Source organism: Lacibacter sp. H375 (assembly GCF_037892425.1).
Classification (GTDB): domain Bacteria; phylum Bacteroidota; class Bacteroidia; order Chitinophagales; family Chitinophagaceae; genus Lacibacter.
In genome coordinates this window covers 516,396-541,506 of sequence record NZ_JBBKTT010000001.1, presented here as the reverse complement: position 1 = coordinate 541,506, position 25,111 = coordinate 516,396, and the positions used below count along the sequence as shown (strand labels likewise).

The window sequence follows — 25,111 nt, the reverse complement described above, 5'->3', positions numbered from 1 at the left end:
TGGAAAATTTTTTTGGAACGAAACGGCGGGCGCTTATATTTGCAACATCGTTTCAAAAAAACAAGCATGAAAAAACTAGTTCTTCTGTCGGTTTCCTTTCTTTTAATGATCGCTGTTTCTGCACAAACGAAAACAGTTAATTTCAGCGGAACCGTGGTTAACAGCATTGATAAACAAGGTTTGCAAGGCGCTAACATCTTCATTCCCGATCTGCGCAGGGGTACTTCAGCCGATGTAAATGGAAAGTTCCAGTTTAAAGACCTTCCAGCCGGATGGCACCTGGTTGAAATTTCATACAGTGGATTCACCAGCGTTATTCTCAACATCGAATTCAAATCAGATATTGACGAAGTGTTTCAATTGAAGCCAACTGTTGCCGAACACAATGAAGTCGTGGTAACAGGTGTGTCATCAGCTACATCATTACGAAAAGTAACCACGCCTGTTGTGGTTATGCGGAAACAGGAATTGTTACAAACAGGTTCTACCAATATTATTGAAGCATTAACGAAAAAGCCGGGCATCAGTCAAACAAGTACAGGGCCTGCTATCAGCAAACCTGTTATTCGTGGGTTGGGTTATAACCGAGTTGTGGTGATCAATGATGGTTTGCGCCAGGAAGGTCAGCAATGGGGCGATGAACATGGTATTGAAGTGGATGAATACAGCGTTCAAAAAGCAGAGATATTAAAAGGCCCTGCTTCATTGATGTATGGCTCAGATGCAATTGCAGGTGTGGTAAACTTCATCAGCAATGTGCCGGTAACAGAAGGTAAATTCAAAGCGAATCTATTTGGCAATTATCAAACCAACAACAGGCAAAGAGGTTACTCAGGAAATGTTGCCGGTAATAAGAATGGATTTTTATTTAACGCATATGCTTCATTAAAAGACGCAGCTGATTATAAAAATGCAGAAGATGGTTATGTGTTCAATTCGAAATTTAATGAACGCAATGCAGGTGCGATGCTTGGCTTGAGTAAAAAGTGGGGCTACAGTCATCTTGTGTTCAGTACGTTCAATCAAAAACTTGGATTGGTGGAAGGTGAGCGTGACAACGATGGAAACTTTATTAAGTATGGAGGTACTCCTTTAGAAGCTGTTGCAACAGATGATGATTTCAATTCAACAAAACCATCGATCCCTTATCAACACATCACACATGAAAAATTGGTAAGTGATAACAGCCTGTTTATCCGTGGAGGGAAACTGAATCTGAATGTTGGAGTACAACGAAACCAACGCAGGGAATATGGCAATGCAGAAGATCCGGCTGAACAGGAATTATACTTTGATCTGAAGACGATCAATTACAATGTGCAATATCATCTGAAACAAATTAATGATTGGAAATTTTCATTTGGCCTGAGTGGTATGAATCAACATAATACCAACAAAGGTGCCGAAGCCATTATTCCTGACTATCGTTTGAATGATGCAGGTGCATTTGTTTTCTTACAAAAGAAAGTAAATGGTTTTGATTTCAGCGGTGGTGTGCGTTTCGATAACAGAACAGTCAATGGAAAAGAATTGTTAGAAGGACCTGATGTAAAGTTCAATGCATTTGAACGCAACTATTCCAACTTATCTGCAAGTGCAGGTTTCACGTATGAATTTCCAAAAACAGTATTGCTTCGTTTTAATGTGGCGAGAGGTTTCCGTGCACCAAACATGGCTGAGTTAAGCAGCAATGGCGCACACGAAGGAACCAATCGTTATGAAGTAGGGAATAGTGATCTCAAATCAGAAATAAGTTTCCAGACCGATGCAGGTGTTGAATTAAACAGCGAACATCTTACACTTACGGCTTCATTGTTTCACAACAGTATCAGGAACTATATCTTCTTCGAAAAGCAATCTTCTTTAGCAGGTACAGATTCAATTATTACAATTGATGGCGAAGATTTTTATCTCTTCCGTTTTGTTCAACAGGATGCAAGATTGTATGGATTGGAACTTTCGTTGGATATTCATCCACATCCTTTAGACTGGCTGCACTTTGAAAATTCATTTTCGTTTGTGCGTGGATTATTATCAGAGCGTGTTGAAGGCAACAGAAACATTCCATTCATTCCTGCAGCAAGAGTATTAAGTGAATTGCGTTTTGAACTTTTTCAAAGAAAGCAAAAGACCTTTCGCAATGCTTATTTCAAACTGGAGCTTGATCATAACTTTGCGCAGGAAAATGCGTTCACCACTTACAATACAGAAACAGCCAGTTCATCGTTCACATTATTGAATGCAGGACTTGGCACAGAATTTCAAAAGAATGGTAAAACATTTGCCGGTATTTACTTCGTGGTTTCAAACCTTGCCGATGTGGCTTATCAGCATCATCTCAACCGTTTGAAGTATGCTGGTGAAAATCCGGCAACAGGTAGAACAGGTGTGTATAATATGGGCCGCAACTTCAGTATTAAACTAAATGTTCCATTAGAATTTAACTGGAAGTGATGGTTCGGTTTATGAATTGTGCTGAGTATGGTTTCAATTCGTAAATTCATGTTATGGAACTATCCATTACAACACCCGCATTATTATTTCCAGCCATCACATTGTTGATGTTGGCTTATACCAATCGCTTTCTTGCTATAGCAGCGCTCGTTCGAAAGTTGCACGATGAATATGGAAAAGCAGAGGAACGAAAATTTTTGCATAAGCAGATCAGCAACCTCCGTACACGCATCAGCATGATACGTAACATGCAGGCCTTAGGTGTCTTAAGTTTTTTGCTTTGCATCATTTGCATGTATCTTATTTTTCGTGAGTATGATGCAGCTTCAAAATGGGTGTTTGCATTTAGTTTGCTAAGCCTGCTTACTTCCTTGATCTTTTCATTGTTTGAAATCATTCTCAGCACCAGGGCTATCGATCTTGAATTAAGTGATATGGAACTTAACAGACCAAGCCTGTTCAAAACATTTCTTGATAATGATGATGATTAAACCATTCTTCCAATAAAAAAACGAACCATTGCTGATTCGTTTCTTCTGATAATTATCTAAAACAAAACTTAACCTTTCTTCTCATTGAATTTCTTTTCCGTTTCTTTTGCTTTTTCAAAATCAAGTATCACACCGTTAATGCAATAACGTAAGCCTGTTGGTGGCGGACCATCTTCAAACACATGACCTAAATGTGCTTTGCAGCGCCCACACTGTACTTCGGTACGTTGCATACCATGTGTATTATCTGGTGTGTAAATGATCGAACTTTTACTGATGGGTTCATAGAAGCTGGGCCATCCGCAACCACTGTCGAATTTGGTATCGCTTTTAAACAATGAGTTACCACATGCAGCGCAGTAGTACGTTCCCACTTCTTCAAACTTTTCAAACTTGCTGGTCCATGGTCGCTCCGTTCCTTTTTGGCGTGCGATATAATAAACATCGGATGGAAGTATTTTTTTCCATTCTTCTTCACTCAGATTCACTTTTGAAGAATCGCTTTTAGAATAAACCGGGTTGCCAGTTTTTGGCTGATCGGGTTTCTTTGCTTCACTCATAGTATTCTTTTTTTCTTTTGATTGGGTTGATTGCGCATCACAGCTAACAAATGTAAGCTGTACCAGAACAAGCATCGTCAATAGTTGCTTCATGATCAATTTTTATTGTTTGATAAAGTTACGAAAGGCTGGTTGCTAACGGATGTCTGTTTAATGACAGTCTTTTTATCTTAACAAACCCTTGTATTAAACAAATTGCAATCAAAATAGGTTCAGATTGCAGATTTTTAAATGATGCTGTTTATATTTACAACTTCATCAAGCTTACATTCTGCTTATGTTTAATTTGATCTTATTTGGCCCTCCGGGCAGTGGTAAAGGAACCCAGTCAGAAAAGTTAATTGCAAAATATGGTCTCAAGCACTTGAGCACAGGCGATTTGCTGCGTAGCGAAATTGCCGGTCAAACACCGCTTGGCCTTGAAGCAAAAAAGTTGATGGACAAAGGTCATTTGGTGCCGGATGAAGTAGTAATTGGTATGATCAGCTCAGCATTGGATGCAAACCCACAAGCCAAAGGATTTTTGTTTGATGGTTTCCCACGCACAGTTGCGCAGGCTGAAGCATTGGATAAATTGCTGAAGTTAAAAGGCACACAGATCCATGCCATGATCTCGATGCTGGTGAGTGAAGAAGAACTGGTGAAGCGTTTGCTCAACCGTGGTAAAACAAGCGGCCGCAGCGATGATACAAACGAAGAGATCATCCGTGCAAGAATTGTAGAATACCGCAACAAGACTTCTGTTGTTGCTGATTACTATAAACAGTTTGATAAGCTCGCCGAAATTGAAGGCGAAGGAACGATCGATGAAATATTCGAATCGTTGCAAAAAGAAATTGAAGTACACATGGAGGCTTAATGCTTCACTTGAAAATAGACCAAGCCCTGCACTTGTTGCGGGGCTTTTTATTTTGCTAACTTCAATGCATGAAACAACTTTTTTTCTTCCTTTTGATATTTGCCTCAGCAAGGTCTTTTGCACAAAAAACAAAAGAAGAATCTGCCACCGAAAAGTTTGTACTAAAACTCCACGAGAATAAATTTCGCTGGATGGTAAACAGGCAGCTTGATTCCTTGAATGCAATTCTCGATGAACGTGTGCAATATGTTCATTCGAATGGTTGGACCGAAAATAAAAAAGAGATCATTGAAGATATTAAAAGCGGAAAGCTTACTATGACCAGTGTAAAAGTGAGTGAAGCAACTGCACGAGTGTATAAAGGTTTCGTGATCGTTAATGGCAAGGGTATTTTTAATGTAGTAATGAACGGAACGCCCATTGATATTTCTTTGCTTTATACAGAAGTGTATGCAAAGCGACAGAACGGCTGGCTATTAGTGAGCCGTCATGCAAATCGATTACCATAATATGGAGGGGATGCTCTTAGCGGCCTGAATGCAAAAAATATTATCATGAATCTTGAATTAGAAAATCAGTTGTTTATTGTAGGTGGAGCCACAAGTGGTTTTGGGAAAGCGGTTGCACATAAATTACTGGAAGAAGGGGCAGTTGTTATTGCAGTAGCAAGAAACAGGGAGCAGCTGCATGAGTTGTATGATGTGCATCGAAACGCTGAAGTAGTGGTTGGAGATATTACACAATCCTTCACTATAGAACAACTAAAACAACAAGTGGCTGATCGAACATTACATGGTATGTTGGTAAATGCGGGTGGTCCGCCAGCAAAAACTGTATTAGAAACTACATTGGACGATTGGGATGATGCCTATGCAAAGATCCTTCGCTGGAAAGTGGAGATCACTCAGGCATTTGTACCAACTATGAGCAAGGCTGGTTATGGTCGTATTGTGTATATCGAAAGCAGCAGTGTTAAACAACCGATTGAAAATTTAGTATTGAGTACATCGCTTAGGTTGGCTGTTGTTGGTATGGTAAAAACATTAAGCCAGGAAATTGCAAAGAGCGGAGTTACGTTGAATATACTTGGGCCGGGCAGTCATAACACACCCGCCATCGATCGTTTATACCATAAGAAAAGTGAACAAACAGGTGTGGCATTTGATGAAGTGAAAAAAGCAGCTATTCAGCAAATACCTGTTGGTCGTTTAGGTGAAGCTGATGATTTTGCATCACTGGCTGTTTGGTTGCTGAGTAAGCAAAGTGGTTATGTAACAGGACAAACGATTATGATTGATGGAGGGGCAGTGCGCTCAACTTTATAATTAATAAAACTAAAAAGTAAATGGAAAGCCTCTGCATTAGCAGAGGCTTTCTTAATGTTAACAACAAGCTGAAACGCCGCCGCAACAATCGCTGCCTGTAGAGCAGCATCCGGGATCATTTTGATTAGTGTTCATGATGCTAAGGTTTATATGTGAAAAAAAGAATTAACAACAGCCACTGCCGGGTGCACAGCAGGAAGGCTTTTGTGCAAATACGGTTATAGAAAAAATGCCGGTGTTTCCTTGTTTAAAATCGGCAAGTTCCTGTTCGTTCAAATAATTTTTTAGAATATCATCCGGGATCACAATTGCTTTTTCTTTCTGGATGGTGATATGTTCAAATCCATTTTGCTGGATCAATTCGAGATACACTTCTTTTTGAATAGCACCTGAAACACAACCTGCATACATCTCTGCATCTTTACGCAATGCCTCAGGTAAATTTCCAACCAATACAACATCAGAAATGCTGAAATGACCACCTGCTTTCAACACCCGAAAAATATCTTTGAACACACCATCTTTGTTCGGCACTAAATTCAACACACAGTTGCTCACAACTACGTCTGCAGTATTTGCAGAAACAGGCATGTGTTCAATATCGCCCTGACGGAACTCCACATTGTTCAATCCTCTTTTTTCTGCATTGGTTCTTGCTTTGTCGATCATAGCAGGAGTAAAATCAATACCGATCACTTTACCGGTTGGCCCTGTTTCTGCAACGGCAATAAAACAATCATTACCTGCGCCGCTTCCCAAATCGATCACTGTATCACCAGGGCGAATTTTTGCAAACTGAGTTGGTAAGCCACAGCCTAATCCAAGATCAGCATCAGGATTATATCCTTTCAGGTTGGTATAATCATCGCTCATGATGTTATATACTTCTGTTGAGCAACCACCTGCACCGCAGCACGACGATTGATTGGTTTCTTTATCCTGCAAAGCAATTTCGCTGTACTTCTGTTTTACAATTTCTTTGAGTTGTGTTTCTGTTGACATGATCTGTACGTTTATAATGTTAGAATCCTTTTGTATCTTTTATTTGTTTGATCTCTGCTTTTGCAGCTGCAAAATCTTTTTGAAACTGTTCGTTCTTCATTAAGCGTTGAATAAGTTCATAAGCCAGCAAACGACCGCTTTCTGAATCACTAGGGTAATGCACACCAATGATCTCTCTTGAATGGGCCATATCATAAGCATCTTTTAAAAAGAAGGATTCAAATTCAGGAATCAAGGCAGCATAGAGATAGGCATTTACGTAAGAGTTAGTTGCATGTCCGCTGGGATAAGCTGCCCATGGAGTTTCTTCCAAATATTTTAATTCCGGTTCAAGTTTTCCCGGTCTGATGCGGAGAAAATAGTTTTTGTATTTCCAGATAATAAAACTTGCATCTTTCCAAACATTAGCAGCCAACACTGCAGTTTGTGGTAACGAATCTGCATTGAACCATGTGCCAATAGATCGACCAATATGAAAAAGATTGCGTTGCATTCTCTCATAATCCGCATCACCAGGTTTTGTATCGGTGTTGTAGTAAACCGTTGCATAATATTTTGATGCACGGATATCTTCTTCAGAACGGCGTTGTTGCAGTTGCAGTAAAAAATCCAATTCTGCTCTGGTTTGTGCTGAGCTATTGGCCGGTGGTGGAGCAATGGAAAATGTTTCTGTTCCTTTTAAATAAAAAGGCTTACGTAAACGAAATCCAAATACTTCGGTAACTGAAAGGTCAGTTACCTGTTTATGTGCTGGAGTTAATTCAAACAGGCGTTTATCTGTTGCTTCCTGCCCTGGTTGTGCTGAGGCTGATAAGTTTGAAAGTTTTTGATAATGACCCCAAGCCGGTGGCACAGGACTTTTTTTCTGTTGTGCATTTTGTGCTGAAATAAATTGTGTGATGATAAAACTGATAAGGAGTAATGATAATGGTTTCATATTGCTATGATTTGATGATGATAATTAACAGCATTTGGCGTTTGCTTCTTTCAACTTTTCAAAGAGAGAATTAAAATCGGCATTGAATTTTTCAAAGGCTTTCCAGTTAATGCAGTAGCAACTGCGTGGTCCATCTGTTTCGCCATCAATGAGGCCTGCATTCTTTAATTCTTTCAGGTGCTGACTTACGGTGCTTTGTGCAAGAGGTAATATCTCAACGATCTCACCACAAATACATTGATTACGTTTTGCCAATACACTCAGGATGGCAATACGGGCGGGGTGACTGATGGCTTTGGCAAAAGCTGCCAGGTGTTGCTCTTTCGTGCTGAATTCTTCTTTCTTGTGGATGGCCATTTCTTTTATCGTTTTTATACGATGATTGTGTTCAAAGAAAAAGACGATTTGTTCGTCTTATTTATTTTATATCGCAAATATACGATTAAGCATTTCAGATTTCCAAACAAAAAGCCGGAAAAATTTTTCCGGCTTCTGTTTTCTGTCATCCCGACGTAGGAGGGAACTGTTGAACATTTTTACTGCTATGCGACAGATCCCTCGTTCCTCGGGATGACAATTATGATGCGCTTAATTATCTTCCATCACCGTCCAATAAATTACCCAAACCTCCCAGCAAACTTCCTTCTTCTTTTCGTGCACCTCGTCCATAAGAAAGAATACGGCTGGCCAATCTTGATACTGGTAATGTTTGTATCCACACTTTACCGGGACCACGGAGAGTAGCAAAGAATAAACCTTCGCCACCAAAGATGGTATTCTTAATTCCACCTACAAATTGAATATCAAAATCGATCTGGTGGGTGTAAGCAACAACACAACCTGTATCGATCTTCAGTACTTCGCCGGGTTTCAATTCACGTTCAAACACATGACCACCTGCATGTACAAAGGCTAATCCATCGCCTTCAAGTTTTTGCATGATAAATCCTTCACCGCCAAATAAGCCGGTGCCCAGTTTACGTTGCAAAGCAATGCCAACACTTACGCCTTTTGCTGCGCAGAGGAACGCATCTTTCTGACAAACGATCGGTCCGCCTAAACGCATCAGATCAAGCGGAATAATTTTACCGGGATAAGGTGATGCAAAACTCACCATCTTTTTTCCCTGGCCAATATTGGTATAGGCTGTCATGAATAAACTTTCACCGGTGAGTAATCGTTTGCCTGCAGAAAATAATTTACCCAATACGCCTGAGCCCTGGTTTGCACTGCCATCGCCAAAAATAGTTTCCATTTGAACGCCTTCATCCATTAACATAAAACTTCCTGCTTCTGCAATGGCTGTTTCATTGGGGTCAAGTTCAATTTCTACATACTGCATTTCCTCGCCTACAATGCGGTAATCAATTTCGTGTGCTGTTGCCATGATGATAATTTTTTTGTGAAATTAATGGGAAGAGAAATATCTGTAAAGAATTATTTTGTTAAACGCCAAAGAAAAACCCTCTCCGGAAACGGAGAGGGTTACTAACCTAAAATTGACAATTGACTTTTATCTTAAATCTTCGAAGGAACTGTTTTACGTTGTTGCCCTACCCAAACTTTCTTGCCTTGTATGGCTCTGCCGAGATACATAATGCCTACAAAGATGAAGAAGAAAGGACCGAGGAAACCAAACAAAGCAATATACTTGGTGCCATAAAAACGTTCCATGGGTCTTCTTAAACGTTCAGAGATGATATACATACTTGGTACCATCATCAATGTTAAGAAGAATGCGAAGATCAATCCGTAAATGATCGTCCAGCTTAACGGCCCCCAGAACACAACACTGTCACCACCTAAGAAGATCTTGGGATCAAGATGCTGGAACAACGATACGAAATCAATGTTAAAGCCAACAGCTAATGGTAACAGACCAAGCATTGTTGCCAAAGCTGTGAGCAATACAGGAATGATCCTGATCTTACCCGCTTGTATTGCTGCTTCTCTTGTTTTGTAACCACGGTGACGCAACTCATCGGTAAACTCAATTAAAAGGATACCATTCTTGATCACAATACCAGCCAATCCAATGATACCAACACCCAACATGATCGTTGCAATTGTTTTACCTGTGATGGCGTAACCCAACAACACACCAATAACACTGAAGAAGATCTCTGTTACTACAATAAACGGTTTACTTAAACTATTAAACTGTAATACCAGGATTAAGAAGATCAAACCAATGGCGATAACAAGAGCTGTTCCAAGGAATGCATTTGTTTCAGCTTCCTGTTCGCTTTGCCCGCTTTGACGAATGGTTACATCTTCCGGAATACGCACTTTGTTTTTAAAGTCATCGATCTTTGTTTTCAGCGCAGCATTAATAGCCGCACCCTGTGTGGGATCAGCAATATTTGATTGCAACTGAATGGTACGTTTCAGGTTTTTTCGTTTTACACCGCCACTTGTGCTTGTGTAATCAAATTTAGCAACGGCATTAATCGGTACTTGTTTGATTTGTCCTGTATTGAAATCACGGAAAGTGATCTTCATATTCATCAGGTCAATGATGTTGTTACGTTGCATTTCGCTGTAGCGAAGCTGGATCTTGTATTCATCTTCACCATCTTTCAGTTTGCTTACTTCTTTACCAAACAAAGCAGTACGTAATTCCATACCCACTTGTCCCGTACTCACGCCTTCAATCAACGCTCTTTCACGATCAACACTAACTGTTATTTCAGGATTGTTGAGATCAACATCCATTTGCAGGTTATCAATTCCATCCACACGGTTTGTATCGAGATAGTTGAATAACTCTGTTGCAACTTTTGCAATGTTGTTGAAGTTATCACCTACTACTTCAATATTCACCGGAGGATCAGTGGGCGGACCGCCATCTTCCTGTTCTACACTAATAGCAGCACCGGGAATACCTTTGATGGTTCTGCGTATTTCATCAATATATACTTTGGTTGATTTGCCATGACGTTTTTCATACTCCACAAACGACACCTGTATACGGCCAAGGTTTGGCTGTGTACTACGGTTGTTATCACGTGGGTTGTTTGCACTCACCGCCACATTGGTAATGATACTTTCAACAATTGAACCTTCTTCACCGGGCTTTTCTTTTTCCAGAATTTTATATACTTTCTTTTCAAGCAGGCTGGTGATCGAATCGGTATACTTTACATCACTACCTACAGGCATCTTCAAATATACATAGATAAAGTTCGGATCGCCACTCGGGAAGAACGTTGAAGAGTTACCACGTGCAACAAGCAATGCTACTGCAATCGGGAACAGTAAGAATAATGAAACAAGCATCCATACAGGTCTCCATCCTTTCAATACCCAGCGCAACAACGCTTCATAACTATTCATCAATCTTGGCAATGCTCTTTCCTGGAAGAAATAAATAGCATCTCGCAATAAGTAGCGGTTCAGTACACTTGCCAGTGCCATAAAGAACAGGAAGTTACCTGTACCATGATTTCCTATTACATGATTGATGATGCCAATGATGATGAATGCCCACCAATACCATTTACGGAAGATGTTGCTTTTCTTATCATCATAAGCACGGCCTTCTGGCTTCATAAAGCTTACCGCAAATACAGGGTTCATGATGAACGCAACGATCAATGATGCAGCCAACGTTAAGATAAGCATCGTTGGTAGGTAGATCATGAACTTACCAATGATTCCTTTCCAGAATAACAGCGGGAAGAAAGGCGCAAGTGTTGTAGCTGTACCCGCTAATACAGGAATAAATACTTCACCTGCTGCTTCTTTTGCACTGCGTATGATTGGCACTTTACCGTTATGATAGATACGATGTGTATTTTCAATTACCACAATGGCATCATCCACAATAATACCCAGTCCGAACAGCAATGCAAATAATACAATGAAGTTGAGCGTAACACCTGTACCAACAATGTAGTCAGCCAATGGTAAAAAGAGGAAGGCAACAAACACACTCAACGGCACACTCAATGCCACAAAGAAGGCGTTGGTTACACCCATGAAGAACATCAGGATCAATAACACTAGTATGAAACCGATCACAATTGTATTTACCAGTTCATTGAACGATGTTTTTGTTTGCTTACTCTGATCACCTGTGATGGTTACTTTCAGATCTTTTGGTAACAGATCATTTGCCTGCATATCCGCAACTGTTGCTTTCACATTATCAGCTGCATTGATGAGATTCTCTCCACTACGTTTTACAATGTTGAGTGTAATAACATTTTTCCCATCCAACCGGGCAAAACTTTCATTTTCTTTTACCGTGTCTTTAATCGTAGCAATATCTTTCAGGTAAACAGGAGCACCGCTTACACCTTTCACAATAATGTTGTTGATATCAAATGCACTGTTGAATTGTCCACGAACACGCACAGTGCGTTTCATAGTGCCGATCTCAACCTGCCCACCTGTAATATCATTATTCTCACGTGCAATGGCTGTTTCAATGTCACTGAAAGTGATCCTTGAACTTGCCATGCGGTATGGGTCAACATTTACCTGTATCTCTCTTTCAGGTGCACCGACAATATCAGCTCTTGTGATCTCTTTTAATTCTTCAAAACGATCCTGCATTTTATCAGCATACTGTTTCAGTTTTACCGGATCAAAATCGCCACTTATGTTTACAAACATGATGGGCATTTCGCTGAAAGCAAATTCCTGTACATCCGGTTCGGCAGTAAGATCCTGCGGGAGATCTGTTCTTGCTTTATCAACCGCATCTTTTACTTTTTGTTTTGCGAGATCAACTTTTACATCAGTATCAAACTCCACCACTATCAGTGAAAAATCCTGTTGTGATGATGATTGTACTTTAATAACTCTTGCGCCACTGATGCTTTTGAGTTGTTTCTCAATTGGTCTTGTTACCAGGTTCTCAATATCTGCAGGTGAATTACCTACATAAATGGTTGCTACTGAAATTGTAGGCACCACAATATCAGGAAACTGTTCTTTGGGCAGTGTATTGAACTTGAAAAGCCCATACGCTGTAATTAATATGGTGATGATATAGATGGCCGTGCGATTATCAACACTCCAGCTCGTAGGTTTAAACTCCTTGAACTTTTTGCTGAGCCCTTCTATGAGATTTGATTGCATATAATAAGATTATGTAGTCAGCACTTGTTTTAGTTGATCAGCAGTAAAGTGCAACAAATGAAAGATTGATCATTTGATAACGATGCTTTATTACTGATGATGTCTTTTATCCAATTGTTACAACTTGTTTGTCGTAAACGGTTTGGTAACCTTCGGAGATCAGTTGCATACCAGTTTGTAAACCGGCTTTGATCTCGATCTTGTCGCCATAAGATTCACCAACAACAACTGGTTTTTTAACGGCAATACTGCGTCCTTTGCTGTCTTTCTCCACCACATACACATACTTTCCTTTGTCATCGGTTTGAATGAGATTTACAGGAATAACCAATGCATTAGGTGCATCATAATCTTTAATGCGTACAGCAGCAATTGAGTTTGGACGAACGCCACCACCAGGAATGGCTGCTTCAATTGTAAATGTTCTTGTGCTTGGGTTAATGGTTTGCGATGAAAGTTTCACTGTAGAGTTAAAGGTTTTGTTCATATCAGGCAGTGTAACAATAACCGGGCTTCCTACACGCACACGTGTCATATAATTTTCAGGAACTTCCACTACTGCTTTCAATGTACTGTTGTTAACAATGCTTATTTGCACACCGTTCATACCTGCGCCGGTAAATAATTCACCCACTTTTATTTTTACCGCATCAGCAATACCACTTACAGGAGAATAAACCGTGTAAAGTTTGATCTGCTCATTGATGGTTGCGATCTGGCGTTCTAAAGCTTCTACGTTCGATTTTGCAGAGATCAATTGCACTTCGCTGCCAATGTTCTGATCCCAGAGATTTTTCTGACGCTGATAAAGATCTTTTGCTAATGCAAGTTGTGTTTCAGTGATTCTTACTTGTTGACGAAGAACTTTATCATCCATCTTCAGAATAAGCTGGCCTTTCTTTACAAACTGTCCTTCTTTAATGTATAGATCAGTTACAAGACCACCTTGTCCGTTTGGTGGGGCGATGTAAGAAATATTATCTGCGTCAATTTTTCCCTGCAGATCAATATAATGAGAGAAATCTTCTGTTATTACAGGAGTAACAGCAATCAGCTTTGCTTTGTCGTTTTTACCGGCCGCTGTGTCGAGCTTGGCAATTTCTTCTTCAAGTGTTTTGATCTTTGTTGAAAGCGTAACTTGTTCTGTTTTCAGTTTCTCAAGTTCTGCTTTTTTATCGCCGAGTGATCCTCGTTTTTCTTTTGATCCCTGTCCGCAGGCAACAAGAACAACTGCAAACCCGGCGATGATTGTGTATTGAAATATACGTTTCATAATTTGATGTTTATAGTAATGGTTGATGATTAGTTTAATTGTCCAATGGCTTTAAAATAACTGATGCGAGCTACCACTGCGTTATACAAGGCATCAAAGTAGTTACCCTGCGCACGTTGAAATTCAGTATCGGCCTGCAATACTTCAAAGCTGCTACCTACACCTTGTTCATATTTTTTCTTCGTGGTATTGTAAACACGTTCCGCCAGTTCAAGATTCTTTTGCTGTGCATCCATATTAATAATGGCATTACGCAAATTGATCTGTGACGATGTTTTTTCAAGGTCGATTGCTTTTTTCACATTTTCCATAGTGTTCACAGTCTTTTCCAACGTGTATTGAGCCTGGTGAATTTTATACTTACGCTGAAAGCCATCGAAGATGGGAACGGTTAAATTCAAGCCAATAAGATTAGAGTTGAACCAAAACCAGTTTTGACCTGTGAACGCAGAGAAGTTTTTATTTAACTGACCTTGCTGTTGAAACTGGTAGAAAAAAGCCAATGTTGGTGCATAGCCAAGTTTCTGACGTCTTACATCAAGCTGCTGTAGTTTTTGAACAGTGTTTAGTAAACGAACCTCACTACGGTTATTATAATTGAAGCTTCCATCATCGAGAATATTTTCTTTTACAGTTTGCGTTGTAAGTTTTTCAGTGAGCACAATTTTGTCTGCTTGAGTAAGACCCATACTGAATTTTAATGCTGCGTAGCCCAACTCAATAACATTCTTCAATTGTGTTTCACTCGACTTGGTATTGTTATAGCTAACTGTTGTTTTGTCGATATCCAGTTTTTCAATAAAACCATTCTTAAACAGTTGCTCCTGATCGCTCAGCAATTTTTGGAACCGTTGCAGGCTTTGCTGCAATACTCCCAGTTGTTGTTCAGCAATTAAAACCTGGTAGTAAGCTTTCTGTACCTGCTCACGTGTTTTTTCTTCCTGCACTTTGATGTTTTCTTTTGCATATTCAATAGAAGTTTTGCGGGCAATAAGGCCAACAAATACATCTGGTTGAAACAGCAATTGATTTAAACTTACACCTGCAGTGATACTCCATGGTTGCACAAAGCTGAATTCCTGCACTGTAAAATCCTGTTTTGGCTGAATGGTATTGCCGCTTCCATCTTTTACACCTTCCTGGTTCAATACAGTATATACATCTGTTTTACCTGCACTGGGAAAAAGAATCTTAGGTAATGTAAGATAATGTGCCACCTGGCCGCTTCCTGATACTTGTGGCAAAGCTGATCCAACGATCTCTTTGTTTTGTGCTTCCTGCTTTAGCGAATCAATGCGGAGGTTTTTAATGTCAGCAACATTATTCAATGCCAGGTCTACTGCTTCTTTTACCGTTAGCTTATACTCTGTTTGCGCTTGTGTTGATTGGAAACCAAGCAGCAGCAGTGCAAACACGAGCCACTTGTTTCTTGTTGTTTTTTTCATCGCTTGTCTTTAGTTAGTGATTTTCCGCTATCCGCATAGGAAATGAAAATTGAACGGCTTCATTGTCCCTGCGTTAGTATGGATGTTAAGGTTTACTTTTTCTCTTTTGTTGTTCTTCTTTATATTTCATGATCAATTTGTGTCCTTTTAGTGTAGCCAAACCAAACACAAAGTGTTCAATGGTTTCTCTTGATACATCTACCAGGTTGTATTTGCTTGGCGCTGCTGCAGCCATGGCAAAAGGCACCATCATCGTTTCAACACGGTAGCGGCTCATCATATCTACATTAATGGTATCACGATAGAGCTCTTCTTCAATTCCTCTGCGTATGTTATGTGCCACCACCTGCAACAGGAACTCTTCTTTCATCTTCCTGAATTTTTCAAACGCTTTTGGATGAAACTTTTCTGCATCGTACAACACCATCGGGTTCAGGTTCGAGAACTGTTCAAGCACACGTTCCAGCGTTAGAAATATTTCATCAACTGCATTGCGTGCATCCACCTGGCACATTTCACATTTATGCTGTGTGTAGTTCACCTCTTCATCCATCACAGCAGTTACCAGTTCATCTTTCTCTGAAAAGAACTGGTAAATGGTTTTTTTACTCATGCCCAGCTGTGCAGCAATGTCGTCCATTGAAACCGACCGGATGCCGTACCGCAAAAACAGTTCATGCGCCTTTTTCTGTATTCTTTCTTTTGTATCCATATTCACAATTCGGCGACAAAACTATGGAAACTTTAGACGTAGCCAAAGTTTCCATCACATTTATTTTCCATTCGTCACAAAAAATTAATACTGTGGCACCGCAATCGAATGATGTATTTTTGGTCAGGTAAATGCAACAACATGTTTAAAACCTTTAATTACAAACGATTATTCCAATACTTTTTGCAAGGCTTACTGGTGTTAGCACCAATTGTGGTTACCGGCTATGCGTTGTTTTGGATCGTGACAAGTATAGACGAACTGATCCCCATTTTTACTTTTACTGATGATGAAGGAAAAGTAATTGTCCGCAATTTTGGGCTGGGCTTCCTCATAATAATTGGTGCAATTTGTTTGGTAGGTTACCTCAGTACCTTTTTTATTCAAAGCCGTATTTTCAATTTGTTTGATCATTGGCTGGAGAAAGTACCCGGTATCAAGTTTATTTATACTACCGTAAAAGATTTTTTTGAAGCATTTGCAGGGGAGAAGAAAAAATTCAACCGGCCGGTGCTGGCGAACATAGATGATAACGATGTGTGGCGTGTGGGTTTTCTCACGAGAGAAGATACAGAAGACTTTGGGTTGAAAGATTATGTTGCTGTTTATGTGCCCATGAGTTATTCGATTGCAGGCAATGTTTATCTTATACCAGCCAACCGTATTAAATCACTTGAAGGACAGTTGACAGGTACAGAAGCTATGAAATTTGCGATCAGCGGAGGTGTTACAAAAATGGATGAAGAGATCGATGAACAAATATCGAAAGAAGAGAAAGCACTCAAGCAATAGTGTTTATGAAGAAAACTTTATTCGTTGTTGTTTTATTACTCCTCTCAGAACAATGTTTCTGCTGGGGATTTTTTGGACACCGCAAGATCAATTACCTGGCGGTGTTTTTATTGCCGCCGGATATGATCGGGTTTTACAAAACACATATTGATTTTCTTACAGAACATTCAGTTGATCCCGATAAACGCCGCTATGCAATTCCGGAAGAAGGGCCACGTCATTATATAGATATTGATCATTACGGCTCTTATCCGTTTTCTGAATTGCCGCACAACTATGATAGTGCTGTGACTAAATTCAGTGCCGACACAGTAAATGCCTATGGTATTGTTCCATGGTGGGTGCAAACAATGTTATGGCGATTAACCACTGCATTTAAAGAAAAGAACCAGGTCAAAATTTTAAAGCTGAGTGCAGAGATCGGCCATTACATTGCTGATGCACATGTACCCTTACATGCTTCGCATAATCATAACGGACAATTCACCAATCAAAATGGTATTCATGGTTTTTGGGAAAGCCGTGTACCGGAGTTATTAGCCGAAAAAGAATTTGATTTCTGGATTGATAAAGCAGCGCATATTAAAAACCCCGGACAATTTATATGGACAAGAGTATTGGAAAGTGCTGCAGCGGCCGATACGGTGTTGCGTTATGAAAAAGAGCTCACGCAGAGTTTTCCTGCCGACCAGAAGTATTCGTTTGAAAACAGGAATGGCATAACAATAAGAACCTATTCAACAGCCTTTACCACTACCTATAATAATAAACTGAATGGGATGATTGAACGCCGCATGCGGCAAAGCATTTTTGCTGTAGCAAGTTTTTGGTACACGGCATGGGTGAATGCCGGTCAGCCCGATCTGAAAAAACTCAGTAACAAAGAATTTACTATTGAAGAGTTAAAAGAATTTGAAGAACTGAATAACAACTGGCGTAATGGAAAAATTGTTGGGCGAGAGCATGATTAATTAAATAAGGCCTGTGCCTAGTGCAACAGAAAGAACGATCAGCAATACAGCTACCAGCTTTTGTATAAATGCAAGTGTTACTTTCTTTAATAGTTTTAGCCCAAGGTAAGAACCGGCAATGCCAGATGCTACTGCACAAATGATCACTACAAAATTTTCTTTAATACCCACTTTGCTAAAACGGCTTGCATAAACTGACAACCGTGTGAAATCAACAAAAGTTGATACAACCACTGCAGTGCCGATGAATGTTTCTTTTGATAAACCTGCTTTAATGAGAAAGGCGCTGCGTAATGCTCCTTGGTTACCGGATAGTCCGCCAAAGAAGCCGCTGAGTATTCCACCGATCGGTAATTTGTTTTTATTGAACTGGAGATGTTTGAAATAAGGTAGTAGTTCAATAATTGCAAAGATGAGCAGTAAAACAGAAACAATAAATTTTATAGGATATACATCAATCGTTTTACTTCCGATGTTGTAAGAAAACAATGGTTGCAGATCAGTTATCTGTAATAGCAGCCATGCTCCAACGAATGCCGCAATAACAGCGGGTACCCCAAACCTAATCAATACATCTTTATCGGCTTTTGCACCTACGAGAAAGAGTTTAAATAAATTATTACAAAAATGGACAATACCTGTTAACGCAATAGCCAGTTCAACAGGGAAGAACAACATAAAAACAGGCGTGAGGATCGTACCCAAACCAAAACCTGAAAAAAATGTAAGAATGGCAACAAGAAAAGCGGCGATACAGATGATAACGATGTCCATGTGTTATGATTACTGATCAATACTGTTAATAAAGGTAATATAACTGTCATTAATTATTTTCTGCTTTACTCTTAATTATCACTCACATTACAAAGCTGTACATTTGAAAATTCAATCGGGCAATTATGTTTGAACTTCTCATTAAAAGTATCCAGGAAAAAGTACCATCAACTGAAGAGGATCTGCGGCTGTGTAAAACGCATTTCACACCAAAACGGTTAAGGCGCAAGCAATTTTTGCTGCAAGAGGGTGATGTGTGCAACCGTATGGCTTTTATTGAAAAAGGAGCATTGTATTCTTACACTACCGATGCAAAAGGCGGACAGCGTGTAATGCAGTTTGCGTTTGAAGGATTTTGGATATCTGATCTGTATAGTTTTTTTACAAGAGAAGAATCGAAACTCAACATCGAAGCACTGGAAGATTGCGAATTGTTGTTACTTGATCATGAACAACATGATTACCTGTTAAAAAATGTTCGTCAGTATGAAACCTATGTCCGTATGTTATACCAGAATGCTTATGTGGCCTTACAGCAACGGCTGGAAGGAACGATTGGTCTTACGGCTGAAGAAAAATATTCGCACCTTGTTGATCAATACTCAACAATTGTAAATCGTGTGCCGCAACATTTGATCGCTTCTTACTTAGGAATTACTCCCGAAACACTCAGCCGCATACGCAAGCAGATGGCCTCCCGGTAATTTCTCTTGACATATGTCAAGATTTTTCTTATCCGATGTCAATGCCTTTTCTTATCACATGTCATTGGAGCAAGGTAGTTGCTCACGGTAGCTTTGCAATATCAAATTCATTGATATGCAAACAAAAAGAACCATCGCAATTATAGGAGCTTCCGGTAACATGGGCTCTGCTATTGCCAAGTCACTTGCAAAAGGGAACGACAGGTTATTGCTGTTCAGCAAAGAGCTTGACAAAGTGGAAGCATTAAAGGCAGCGATCATAAGTGAATTTCCGTTAGCAGATATTGACGGTATGACTTGTCCTATGCATGCAAGCTGGGAAGCTGATATTATTATACTCGCTACACCTTATGAAGCACAGGCAGAAATTGCTGATTCGATAAGAGAAGTAGCCAATCAAAAAATTGTTATCAGTATTGCCAATCCACTCAATGCATCATACGATGCGCTTGTTACCAATCCGGAGACAAGTGCTGCAGAAGAATTGCAGGCTTTGTTGCCACATGCAAAAGTGGTGAAAGCATTTAACACTACTTACGCTGCAAATTTTACGCAAACAGTTATCGATGGCAAACAGGCCGATGCATTTATTGCCGGTAACAACGAAGCTGCTTTGCAGACAACTGCAGAATTGGTGAAGACCACCGGTTTCAATCCCATCATAGCAGGTAAACTTTCTGTAAGCCGTACTCTCGAAGCAATGCAGTTATTGCTGATACAACTTACCATGAAATATAATTATAACTGGCTCGCAGGTTGGAAGATCCTGCATCAATAAGTAAACATTCATCAACATAATCAAAAAAACAAAATGAAAAAGGTAGCAATTATTCTTTCGGTATTCTTTTTAGCAACAGCATTTACAACTGTTGCGGTGTGGAAAAATGACAAAGCACATTCTCAACTTGCATTTACTATTACTCACTTAGGTGTTTCTGATGTATCGGGTACATTTAATGATTTTGATGTAGAAGTAAAAACATCAAAACCAGACTTCAGTGATGCTGAATTTACGCTCTCAGCTAAAACAGCATCTATTGACACACGTATTGAAATGAGAGATAACCACTTAAAAAGTGCCGATTTTTTTGATGCAGCAAAATACCCTGAGATCAGCTTTAAAAGCACGGGAATTAAAAGCGTTGGCAAGAACAAGTATAAACTCACAGGTGACCTTACATTAAAAGGTATTACTAAGCCAGTTGTATTAGACTTGTTGTATAGAGGTGTAATTGAAAACCCTATGAGCAAAAAACCAACAGCAGGTTTTCAGTTATCAGGCACAATCAAACGTTCAGACTTTGCATTAGGTAATGGTTTTCCTGCACCAATGCTCAGCGATGAAGTACTCATTAAAGCAGACGGTGAATTTGCACAATAAATAAAACTTAAACACTAAACAATGAAAAAATTAACAAGTATTCACATTAGCCAAAAAGGTATTGACCTGGCTATACTCTTCACACGTATTACAGCTGCTGCATTAATGCTGTCGCATGGTTTACCAAAACTAGGAATGTTGTTCTCAGGTAATGGAAATCAATTTCCTGCTGTACTTGGCATGAGCGGTGAACTATCATTAACGTTAACCGTATTTGCAGAAGTGATCTGTTCTGTATTTATCCTGTTTGGATTAGGTACAAGGCTGGCAGTAATTCCGTTGATCATTACCATGCTCGTAGCAGTATTGTATATCCACTCATCTGATCCGTTTGCAAAGCAAGAACCGGGTATTCAATATCTCATACTGTATGTAATACTTTTTATTACCGGCAGTGGAAAATATTCAATTGACTATTTGCTGCATCGCAAAAAATCACTACCGGCCTGGACAAACAGATAACTAAACACTTAACATAAAAATAATCGGCACATGAAAATAGCAGTAATAGGCGCAACAGGTTTTGTTGGCTCGGCAATCGTAAATGAATTAAAGCATAGAGGACATCAGATAACTGGTATTGCACGCAATACAGAAAAACTTCCTTCAGCAGAAAATGTAACAGCTGTAAATGCTGATATCAACAGCGAAGAAGAATTGATCAAAGCAGTGGAAGGTCATGATACAGTGATCAGCTCGTACAATGCAGGATGGACAAATCCAAACCTGTACACTGATTTCCTGGAAGGATCAAAACGTATTCAATCAGCAGTGAAGAAAGCGGGTGTTGAACATTTATTTATAATTGGTGGTGCTGGCAGTTTACATACAGCTACAGGTGATCAGTTTGTTGATCTTCCACAGTTTCCTGCAGAATGGAAACCGGGTGCATTGGCAGCAAGAGATTACCTGAATGTGATCAGAGAAGAAAAAGATTTGAAGTGGACATTTTTAAGTCCTGCTTTGGAAATGCACCAGGGAACTTCAGGTGAACGCAAAGGAACTTACAGAAAAGGGAATGATACACCTGTGTTTGATGAAAATAACAGGAGTGTTATTTCAGTAGAAGATATGGCAATTGCTATTGCAGATGAAGTGGAGCAGAAGCAACATATTCAACAACGTTTTACAGTTGCATATTAATAAAGCAATCGTTCATGCACGGAAACAATTTATAACAACAGTATTAACAGGAGCAGCAGGTATGACAGGCTTGGCAGCGTTCAATCGCTTTACAGATGAGTTGAAAGAAGAAGATCAATTGATGCCGGTGTTGTTCATTGGTCATGGTTCGCCCATGAATGGAATTGAAGACAATGAATTTAGCAGAAGATGGGCGAAGATGGCCACTGAAATTCCAACACCCAAAGCAGTGTTGGTTGTATCGGCGCATTGGTTTTCGAAAGGAACACATATTACTGCAATGGATTTTCCTGAAACCATTCACGACTTTGGCGGTTTTCCGCAGGCGTTGTTCGATGTGCAGTACCCTGCACCGGGTTCACCTGAATTGGCAAAGGAAACAAAGTCGTTGATTCATTCGGCAGATGTTGGCTTAAGTCACGACTGGGGATTGGATCATGGAACGTGGACCATCATTCGTCATATGTATCCCAAAGCAAACATTCCTGTGCTGCAATTAAGTATTGATTATACCAAAGGGCCGCAATACCATTATGATCTTGCAAAAGAGTTGTACAGCTTACGTAAGAAAGCTGTGCTGATCATTGGCAGCGGCAACATGGTACATAATTTACGCATGGTGGCATAGGATAAATTAGATGCGCCTGCATATGGTTATGATTGGGCTTTGCAAATGAATAATACATTTAAAGAGTTGATTGGAAATAAAACACACGATAAGCTCATCAATTATTCATTGCTTGGAAAGGAGGCACAACTTTCTATTCCAACGCCAGAACATTACCTGCCTTTGTTGTATACGTTGGGTTTGCAAAACAATAAAGAAGATGTTTCTTTCTTTAATGATAAAGCCGTTGGCGGGTCGTTAACGATGACATCGGTTAAAATAGGTTAATGATGATGATAAGGTTTAATGAAAAGAGTCGCAGTGATGCGACTCTTTGTTTTGGTAGCCTCGTCAAGAATCGAACTTGAATCTGGAGCTTCGGAAACTCTTATACTATCCATTGTACTACGAGGCCAAAAATTAGGATCCAGGAGACAAGGCCCAAAAAACAAGAAGTATACTACGCCTGTTTTTCTTTTGGATTTTGTTTATTGGCTTTTGGATTTTCCTATTTGATCAATCCTCCTGCATTACCTGCAAATATTTTTACTGCAATGGCCAGCAATATTACGCCAAAAAATTTTCGCACAGCAAGTAAACCTGCAGGACCTAACAATTTCTCGATCCACTTTAGTGATTTGAGGACAAAGAATACTAATATCAGGTTTAAAAGGATGGCTACAAGTATTACAAGATCGGAATAGTTGGCACCCAACGACATAATGGTGGTGAGGGTTCCGCTTCCTGCAATAATGGGGAAGGCGATAGGCACCACCGTTCCGCTTTTTGCATTTTTATCGCTTTTGAAAAATTCGTGACCCAGTACCATTTCCAACCCCAACACAAAGATCACAATGGAACCTGCAACAGCAAAGGAACGACGATCGACACCCAGCATTTGCAAAAACGATTCGCCCACAAATAAAAACAGGATCATTAATGCACCGGAAATAAGTGTTGCTTTAAATTCACGAATGGCGCCCATCTTATCCTTCATTGCAATCAGCAATGGGATAGAACCGATAATATCGATCACAGCAAATAAAGTAAACGAAACAGTAAGCAGCTGGCTGAGGCTGAAGTCGAAGTTCATGGCGATTGTTTCGGCAAAGATAACTTTTCTTTTGAGCTGCTTTGTTTAAGCAATCATCAACTATTTAAAGCTAGGTTTATGTTGCTCAGATGTGCTTTGAACATTATGCAACACTTCATGTGCAAACTGATCTTCCTGCAAGTATAATTTTACAACACAACCATATTGCAGTTTAAATACGTTGAACGAATCGATCAATGCAGTATTGGTTAGATGGGATAAAATGCTCCGCAATACACCGCCATGCGAAACGATGGCGGCACTTTCTTTTTTCTCCGCAATGTTTTGGAAAATGCTTGTGGTGCGTGCAAACAGATCGAGATAGCTTTCACCGCCAGGTATCCGCACATTTACAAAGTCATTCATCCATGGCATTACAATTTCTTGTGGAATATCATCCCACTTGCGAAGCTCCCATTCACCACAATTAATTTCTTTCAAATCGTCGTGGTAAGAAATATTGTATGAGGGAAATAAATGTTGGGCCAGTTTACTGCAACGCTGCAACGGACTTGCATAAACCGATTTAATACTTGCAGGTAAATATTCTTTGATCAATGCTGCTTCATCGAAAAAACTTTCGGTTACATCAAGATCAGCCTGTCCGTAGCAAGTACCTTTTTCAACAGCAGGGGTTGTATGGCGTATGAGATAGATTTCTGTACTCATTGTTTTTTCTCGTCGATGAATTTGTATTACAAAAGTATATACTCGATTTTCCAATAAGCCAGCAAGCCAAGGTAAAACAACACCTCTGTTACCTGCTGCGTGGCGCCTAAACAATCACCCGTGTACCCACCAATCCATTTATGAAAATATCTTCTAAGAAAAAATGTGCCAAGGAGTGGAAGAATGAGTGCATATAAAATATCCACACGTTGAAAAAGCAATAACGGGGCTAATCCAAACAAGAAAGCCGGAACAATTTCTTTTGCTGTAATTGATTTGGCCAATGGTTTTGCTTTTGCGTCATCATTCTCCCGAACATATACACTTGTTGAAACAACAAGCACTGCACACAAACGGGAAAAACTATGTGCAGCCAACAATACCATCCACATTTGGCTGAAAGGAACTGAGTTTAATGATGAGTACTTCAATAACAGGATCAGGATCATACCTATTACCCCGTATGCACCAACCCGACTATCCTTCATAATGTCGAGTATTTTTTGTTTTGTCCAGCCGCCACCAAAACCATCGCATACATCGGCAAAACCATCTTCATGAAAAGCACCTGTTGTTAATACACCTGCAATCATTGATAGTAGAATGGCAATGGGTGCGCCAAGAAAAAACTCAGTACCCATATATACTAATGCACAAACGCCTCCAACGATCCAGCCAATGAAGGGGAAATAGCGTGTGGCCTTGTTGAGATATTCCGGATCATGCGTTACCCATTTGGGACAGGGGATCCTTGTATAAAACATTAATGCGGTAAAAAATATTTCAACCTGTTTGCGCATATCGATCAAGTATTGGTTGCATTCCTGGTAT

At 39.8% G+C, this 25,111-nt stretch carries 27 protein-coding genes and 1 tRNA gene; 14 read left to right on the top strand and 14 right to left on the bottom strand.

Annotated elements, in window-relative coordinates:
* Nucleotides 1-66 precede the first annotated feature (66 nt).
* Nucleotides 67-2,454, top strand: coding sequence for a TonB-dependent receptor (locus WG954_RS02405; RefSeq protein WP_340433264.1), 2,388 nt, complete (start codon nucleotides 67-69; stop codon nucleotides 2,452-2,454).
* A gap of 53 nt (nucleotides 2,455-2,507) precedes the next feature.
* Nucleotides 2,508-2,945, top strand: a complete 438-nt coding sequence (locus WG954_RS02400) for a DUF2721 domain-containing protein (RefSeq protein ID WP_340433262.1) — start codon at nucleotides 2,508-2,510, stop codon at nucleotides 2,943-2,945.
* A gap of 68 nt (nucleotides 2,946-3,013) precedes the next feature.
* Here WG954_RS02400 and msrB read toward each other — a convergent pair whose 3' ends face one another.
* Nucleotides 3,014-3,598: a peptide-methionine (R)-S-oxide reductase MsrB gene (gene msrB, locus WG954_RS02395; protein WP_340433259.1), complete on the bottom strand. Its 585-nt coding sequence runs from the start codon at nucleotides 3,596-3,598 to the stop codon at nucleotides 3,014-3,016.
* A 184-nt stretch (nucleotides 3,599-3,782) separates the two neighbouring features.
* Here msrB and WG954_RS02390 point away from each other — a divergent pair, with 184 nt between their 5' ends.
* From WG954_RS02390 to WG954_RS02380, 3 genes are all read left to right on the top strand, one after another.
* Nucleotides 3,783-4,364 carry an adenylate kinase gene (locus WG954_RS02390; RefSeq protein WP_340433256.1) on the top strand — a complete coding sequence of 194 codons (582 nt, stop codon included), beginning with the start codon at nucleotides 3,783-3,785 and terminating at the stop codon, nucleotides 4,362-4,364.
* 68 nt (nucleotides 4,365-4,432) lie between these two features.
* Complete coding sequence (locus tag WG954_RS02385; RefSeq protein ID WP_340433254.1) at nucleotides 4,433-4,873, top strand: nuclear transport factor 2 family protein; 441 nt, start codon at nucleotides 4,433-4,435, stop codon at nucleotides 4,871-4,873.
* A 45-nt stretch (nucleotides 4,874-4,918) separates the two neighbouring features.
* On the top strand, nucleotides 4,919-5,689 hold the full coding sequence (locus WG954_RS02380; RefSeq protein ID WP_340433252.1) for an SDR family oxidoreductase: 771 nt from the start codon (nucleotides 4,919-4,921) through the stop codon (nucleotides 5,687-5,689).
* Nucleotides 5,690-5,854: 165 nt separating this feature from the next.
* Here the strand turns inward: WG954_RS02380 and WG954_RS02375 are convergent, their stop codons facing one another.
* The 8 genes from WG954_RS02375 to WG954_RS02340 all read right to left on the bottom strand — a co-directional run bounded on the left by WG954_RS02375 (nucleotide 5,855) and on the right by WG954_RS02340 (nucleotide 16,146).
* Entirely contained in the window at nucleotides 5,855-6,691 is an 837-nt protein-coding gene (locus tag WG954_RS02375) for an arsenite methyltransferase (RefSeq protein WP_340433250.1), read from the bottom strand.
* 19 nt (nucleotides 6,692-6,710) lie between these two features.
* Nucleotides 6,711-7,628: a phosphatase PAP2 family protein gene (locus WG954_RS02370; protein WP_340433248.1), complete on the bottom strand. Its 918-nt coding sequence runs from the start codon at nucleotides 7,626-7,628 to the stop codon at nucleotides 6,711-6,713.
* Nucleotides 7,629-7,652: 24 nt separating this feature from the next.
* A complete protein-coding gene (locus WG954_RS02365; RefSeq protein ID WP_340428475.1) occupies nucleotides 7,653-7,985 on the bottom strand; it encodes an ArsR/SmtB family transcription factor in 333 nt (110 codons plus the stop codon).
* Nucleotides 7,986-8,220: 235 nt separating this feature from the next.
* Nucleotides 8,221-9,015: a TIGR00266 family protein gene (locus WG954_RS02360; RefSeq protein WP_340433245.1), complete on the bottom strand. Its 795-nt coding sequence runs from the start codon at nucleotides 9,013-9,015 to the stop codon at nucleotides 8,221-8,223.
* Between the two features lie 131 nt (nucleotides 9,016-9,146).
* Complete coding sequence (locus WG954_RS02355) at nucleotides 9,147-12,716, bottom strand: efflux RND transporter permease subunit (RefSeq protein ID WP_340433243.1); 3,570 nt, start codon at nucleotides 12,714-12,716, stop codon at nucleotides 9,147-9,149.
* A 106-nt stretch (nucleotides 12,717-12,822) separates the two neighbouring features.
* Nucleotides 12,823-13,989 carry an efflux RND transporter periplasmic adaptor subunit gene (locus tag WG954_RS02350; RefSeq protein ID WP_340433241.1) on the bottom strand — a complete coding sequence of 389 codons (1,167 nt, stop codon included), beginning with the start codon at nucleotides 13,987-13,989 and terminating at the stop codon, nucleotides 12,823-12,825.
* Nucleotides 13,990-14,018: 29 nt separating this feature from the next.
* Nucleotides 14,019-15,434 (bottom strand): TolC family protein, encoded by a 1,416-nt coding sequence (locus tag WG954_RS02345; RefSeq protein ID WP_340433240.1) that lies wholly within the window; start codon nucleotides 15,432-15,434, stop codon nucleotides 14,019-14,021.
* An 85-nt stretch (nucleotides 15,435-15,519) separates the two neighbouring features.
* Entirely contained in the window at nucleotides 15,520-16,146 is a 627-nt protein-coding gene (locus WG954_RS02340; RefSeq protein WP_340433237.1) for a TetR/AcrR family transcriptional regulator, read from the bottom strand.
* Nucleotides 16,147-16,287: 141 nt separating this feature from the next.
* On the opposite strand from WG954_RS02340, the gene WG954_RS02335 reads away from it, so the two are divergent.
* Together WG954_RS02335 and WG954_RS02330 are read left to right on the top strand one after the other, a co-directional pair.
* On the top strand, nucleotides 16,288-16,938 hold the full coding sequence (locus WG954_RS02335; protein WP_340433234.1) for a DUF502 domain-containing protein: 651 nt from the start codon (nucleotides 16,288-16,290) through the stop codon (nucleotides 16,936-16,938).
* Between the two features lie 5 nt (nucleotides 16,939-16,943).
* Complete coding sequence (locus WG954_RS02330; RefSeq protein WP_340433232.1) at nucleotides 16,944-17,909, top strand: zinc dependent phospholipase C family protein; 966 nt, start codon at nucleotides 16,944-16,946, stop codon at nucleotides 17,907-17,909.
* On the opposite strand, the gene WG954_RS02325 is transcribed toward WG954_RS02330, so the two are convergent.
* Nucleotides 17,910-18,683, bottom strand: a complete 774-nt coding sequence (locus tag WG954_RS02325; protein WP_340433229.1) for a sulfite exporter TauE/SafE family protein — start codon at nucleotides 18,681-18,683, stop codon at nucleotides 17,910-17,912.
* Nucleotides 18,684-18,808: 125 nt separating this feature from the next.
* Between WG954_RS02325 and WG954_RS02320 the strand changes: the two genes are divergently transcribed.
* The 7 genes from WG954_RS02320 (at nucleotide 18,809) to WG954_RS02290 (ending at nucleotide 22,806) form a co-directional block, all read left to right on the top strand.
* Nucleotides 18,809-19,387 (top strand): Crp/Fnr family transcriptional regulator, encoded by a 579-nt coding sequence (locus tag WG954_RS02320; protein ID WP_340433227.1) that lies wholly within the window; start codon nucleotides 18,809-18,811, stop codon nucleotides 19,385-19,387.
* A gap of 115 nt (nucleotides 19,388-19,502) precedes the next feature.
* Nucleotides 19,503-20,165, top strand: a complete 663-nt coding sequence (locus WG954_RS02315) for an NADPH-dependent F420 reductase (protein ID WP_340433224.1) — start codon at nucleotides 19,503-19,505, stop codon at nucleotides 20,163-20,165.
* A 33-nt stretch (nucleotides 20,166-20,198) separates the two neighbouring features.
* Nucleotides 20,199-20,768 carry a YceI family protein gene (locus WG954_RS02310; protein WP_340433223.1) on the top strand — a complete coding sequence of 190 codons (570 nt, stop codon included), beginning with the start codon at nucleotides 20,199-20,201 and terminating at the stop codon, nucleotides 20,766-20,768.
* A 21-nt stretch (nucleotides 20,769-20,789) separates the two neighbouring features.
* Nucleotides 20,790-21,230, top strand: a complete 441-nt coding sequence (locus WG954_RS02305) for a DoxX family protein (protein WP_340433222.1) — start codon at nucleotides 20,790-20,792, stop codon at nucleotides 21,228-21,230.
* Between the two features lie 30 nt (nucleotides 21,231-21,260).
* Nucleotides 21,261-21,911 (top strand): NAD(P)-dependent oxidoreductase, encoded by a 651-nt coding sequence (locus WG954_RS02300; RefSeq protein WP_340433219.1) that lies wholly within the window; start codon nucleotides 21,261-21,263, stop codon nucleotides 21,909-21,911.
* The gene (gene ygiD / locus WG954_RS02295; RefSeq protein ID WP_340433217.1) at nucleotides 21,901-22,539 is read left to right on the top strand and encodes a 4,5-DOPA-extradiol-dioxygenase; all 639 of its coding nucleotides are present in this window, start codon (nucleotides 21,901-21,903) and stop codon (nucleotides 22,537-22,539) included. The genes WG954_RS02300 and ygiD overlap by 11 nt, the downstream gene beginning before the upstream one ends.
* A gap of 45 nt (nucleotides 22,540-22,584) precedes the next feature.
* Nucleotides 22,585-22,806 carry a hypothetical protein gene (locus tag WG954_RS02290; protein ID WP_340433214.1) on the top strand — a complete coding sequence of 74 codons (222 nt, stop codon included), beginning with the start codon at nucleotides 22,585-22,587 and terminating at the stop codon, nucleotides 22,804-22,806.
* A 52-nt stretch (nucleotides 22,807-22,858) separates the two neighbouring features.
* Here the strand turns inward: WG954_RS02290 and WG954_RS02285 are convergent.
* From WG954_RS02285 to WG954_RS02270, 4 genes are all read right to left on the bottom strand, one after another.
* Nucleotides 22,859-22,933: transfer RNA gene (locus WG954_RS02285), tRNA-Arg, on the bottom strand.
* Between the two features lie 93 nt (nucleotides 22,934-23,026).
* Nucleotides 23,027-23,611, bottom strand: a complete 585-nt coding sequence (locus tag WG954_RS02280; protein WP_182802240.1) for a MarC family protein — start codon at nucleotides 23,609-23,611, stop codon at nucleotides 23,027-23,029.
* Nucleotides 23,612-23,671: 60 nt separating this feature from the next.
* Complete coding sequence (gene cobC, locus WG954_RS02275; protein ID WP_340433210.1) at nucleotides 23,672-24,280, bottom strand: alpha-ribazole phosphatase; 609 nt, start codon at nucleotides 24,278-24,280, stop codon at nucleotides 23,672-23,674.
* A 26-nt stretch (nucleotides 24,281-24,306) separates the two neighbouring features.
* On the bottom strand, nucleotides 24,307-25,080 hold the full coding sequence (locus WG954_RS02270) for an adenosylcobinamide-GDP ribazoletransferase (RefSeq protein WP_340433207.1): 774 nt from the start codon (nucleotides 25,078-25,080) through the stop codon (nucleotides 24,307-24,309).
* Nucleotides 25,081-25,111 lie beyond the last annotated feature (31 nt).

Bases quoted from the DNA above. Each gene is read 5' to 3' on its own strand.
- WG954_RS02320 (WP_340433227.1), top strand. From the start codon at position 18,809: ATGTTTGAACTTCTCATTAAAAGTATCCAGGAAAAAGTACCATCAACT.
- WG954_RS02400 (WP_340433262.1), top strand. From the start codon at position 2,508: ATGGAACTATCCATTACAACACCCGCATTATTATTTCCAGCCATCACA.
- WG954_RS02385 (WP_340433254.1), top strand. From the start codon at position 4,433: ATGAAACAACTTTTTTTCTTCCTTTTGATATTTGCCTCAGCAAGGTCT.
- WG954_RS02370 (WP_340433248.1), bottom strand. From the start codon at position 7,628: ATGAAACCATTATCATTACTCCTTATCAGTTTTATCATCACACAATTT.
- WG954_RS02280 (WP_182802240.1), bottom strand. From the start codon at position 23,611: ATGAACTTCGACTTCAGCCTCAGCCAGCTGCTTACTGTTTCGTTTACT.
- msrB (WP_340433259.1), bottom strand. From the start codon at position 3,598: ATGAAGCAACTATTGACGATGCTTGTTCTGGTACAGCTTACATTTGTT.
- WG954_RS02390 (WP_340433256.1), top strand. From the start codon at position 3,783: ATGTTTAATTTGATCTTATTTGGCCCTCCGGGCAGTGGTAAAGGAACC.
- WG954_RS02360 (WP_340433245.1), bottom strand. From the start codon at position 9,015: ATGGCAACAGCACACGAAATTGATTACCGCATTGTAGGCGAGGAAATG.
- WG954_RS02355 (WP_340433243.1), bottom strand. From the start codon at position 12,716: ATGCAATCAAATCTCATAGAAGGGCTCAGCAAAAAGTTCAAGGAGTTT.
- WG954_RS02345 (WP_340433240.1), bottom strand. From the start codon at position 15,434: ATGAAAAAAACAACAAGAAACAAGTGGCTCGTGTTTGCACTGCTGCTG.
- WG954_RS02380 (WP_340433252.1), top strand. From the start codon at position 4,919: ATGAATCTTGAATTAGAAAATCAGTTGTTTATTGTAGGTGGAGCCACA.
- WG954_RS02365 (WP_340428475.1), bottom strand. From the start codon at position 7,985: ATGGCCATCCACAAGAAAGAAGAATTCAGCACGAAAGAGCAACACCTG.
- WG954_RS02350 (WP_340433241.1), bottom strand. From the start codon at position 13,989: ATGAAACGTATATTTCAATACACAATCATCGCCGGGTTTGCAGTTGTT.
- WG954_RS02315 (WP_340433224.1), top strand. From the start codon at position 19,503: ATGCAAACAAAAAGAACCATCGCAATTATAGGAGCTTCCGGTAACATG.
- WG954_RS02310 (WP_340433223.1), top strand. From the start codon at position 20,199: ATGAAAAAGGTAGCAATTATTCTTTCGGTATTCTTTTTAGCAACAGCA.
- WG954_RS02290 (WP_340433214.1), top strand. From the start codon at position 22,585: ATGAATAATACATTTAAAGAGTTGATTGGAAATAAAACACACGATAAG.
- WG954_RS02330 (WP_340433232.1), top strand. From the start codon at position 16,944: ATGAAGAAAACTTTATTCGTTGTTGTTTTATTACTCCTCTCAGAACAA.
- WG954_RS02305 (WP_340433222.1), top strand. From the start codon at position 20,790: ATGAAAAAATTAACAAGTATTCACATTAGCCAAAAAGGTATTGACCTG.
- WG954_RS02340 (WP_340433237.1), bottom strand. From the start codon at position 16,146: ATGGATACAAAAGAAAGAATACAGAAAAAGGCGCATGAACTGTTTTTG.
- cobC (WP_340433210.1), bottom strand. From the start codon at position 24,280: ATGAGTACAGAAATCTATCTCATACGCCATACAACCCCTGCTGTTGAA.
- WG954_RS02335 (WP_340433234.1), top strand. From the start codon at position 16,288: ATGTTTAAAACCTTTAATTACAAACGATTATTCCAATACTTTTTGCAA.
- WG954_RS02270 (WP_340433207.1), bottom strand. From the start codon at position 25,080: ATGCGCAAACAGGTTGAAATATTTTTTACCGCATTAATGTTTTATACA.
- WG954_RS02300 (WP_340433219.1), top strand. From the start codon at position 21,261: ATGAAAATAGCAGTAATAGGCGCAACAGGTTTTGTTGGCTCGGCAATC.
- WG954_RS02375 (WP_340433250.1), bottom strand. From the start codon at position 6,691: ATGTCAACAGAAACACAACTCAAAGAAATTGTAAAACAGAAGTACAGC.
- WG954_RS02405 (WP_340433264.1), top strand. From the start codon at position 67: ATGAAAAAACTAGTTCTTCTGTCGGTTTCCTTTCTTTTAATGATCGCT.
- WG954_RS02325 (WP_340433229.1), bottom strand. From the start codon at position 18,683: ATGGACATCGTTATCATCTGTATCGCCGCTTTTCTTGTTGCCATTCTT.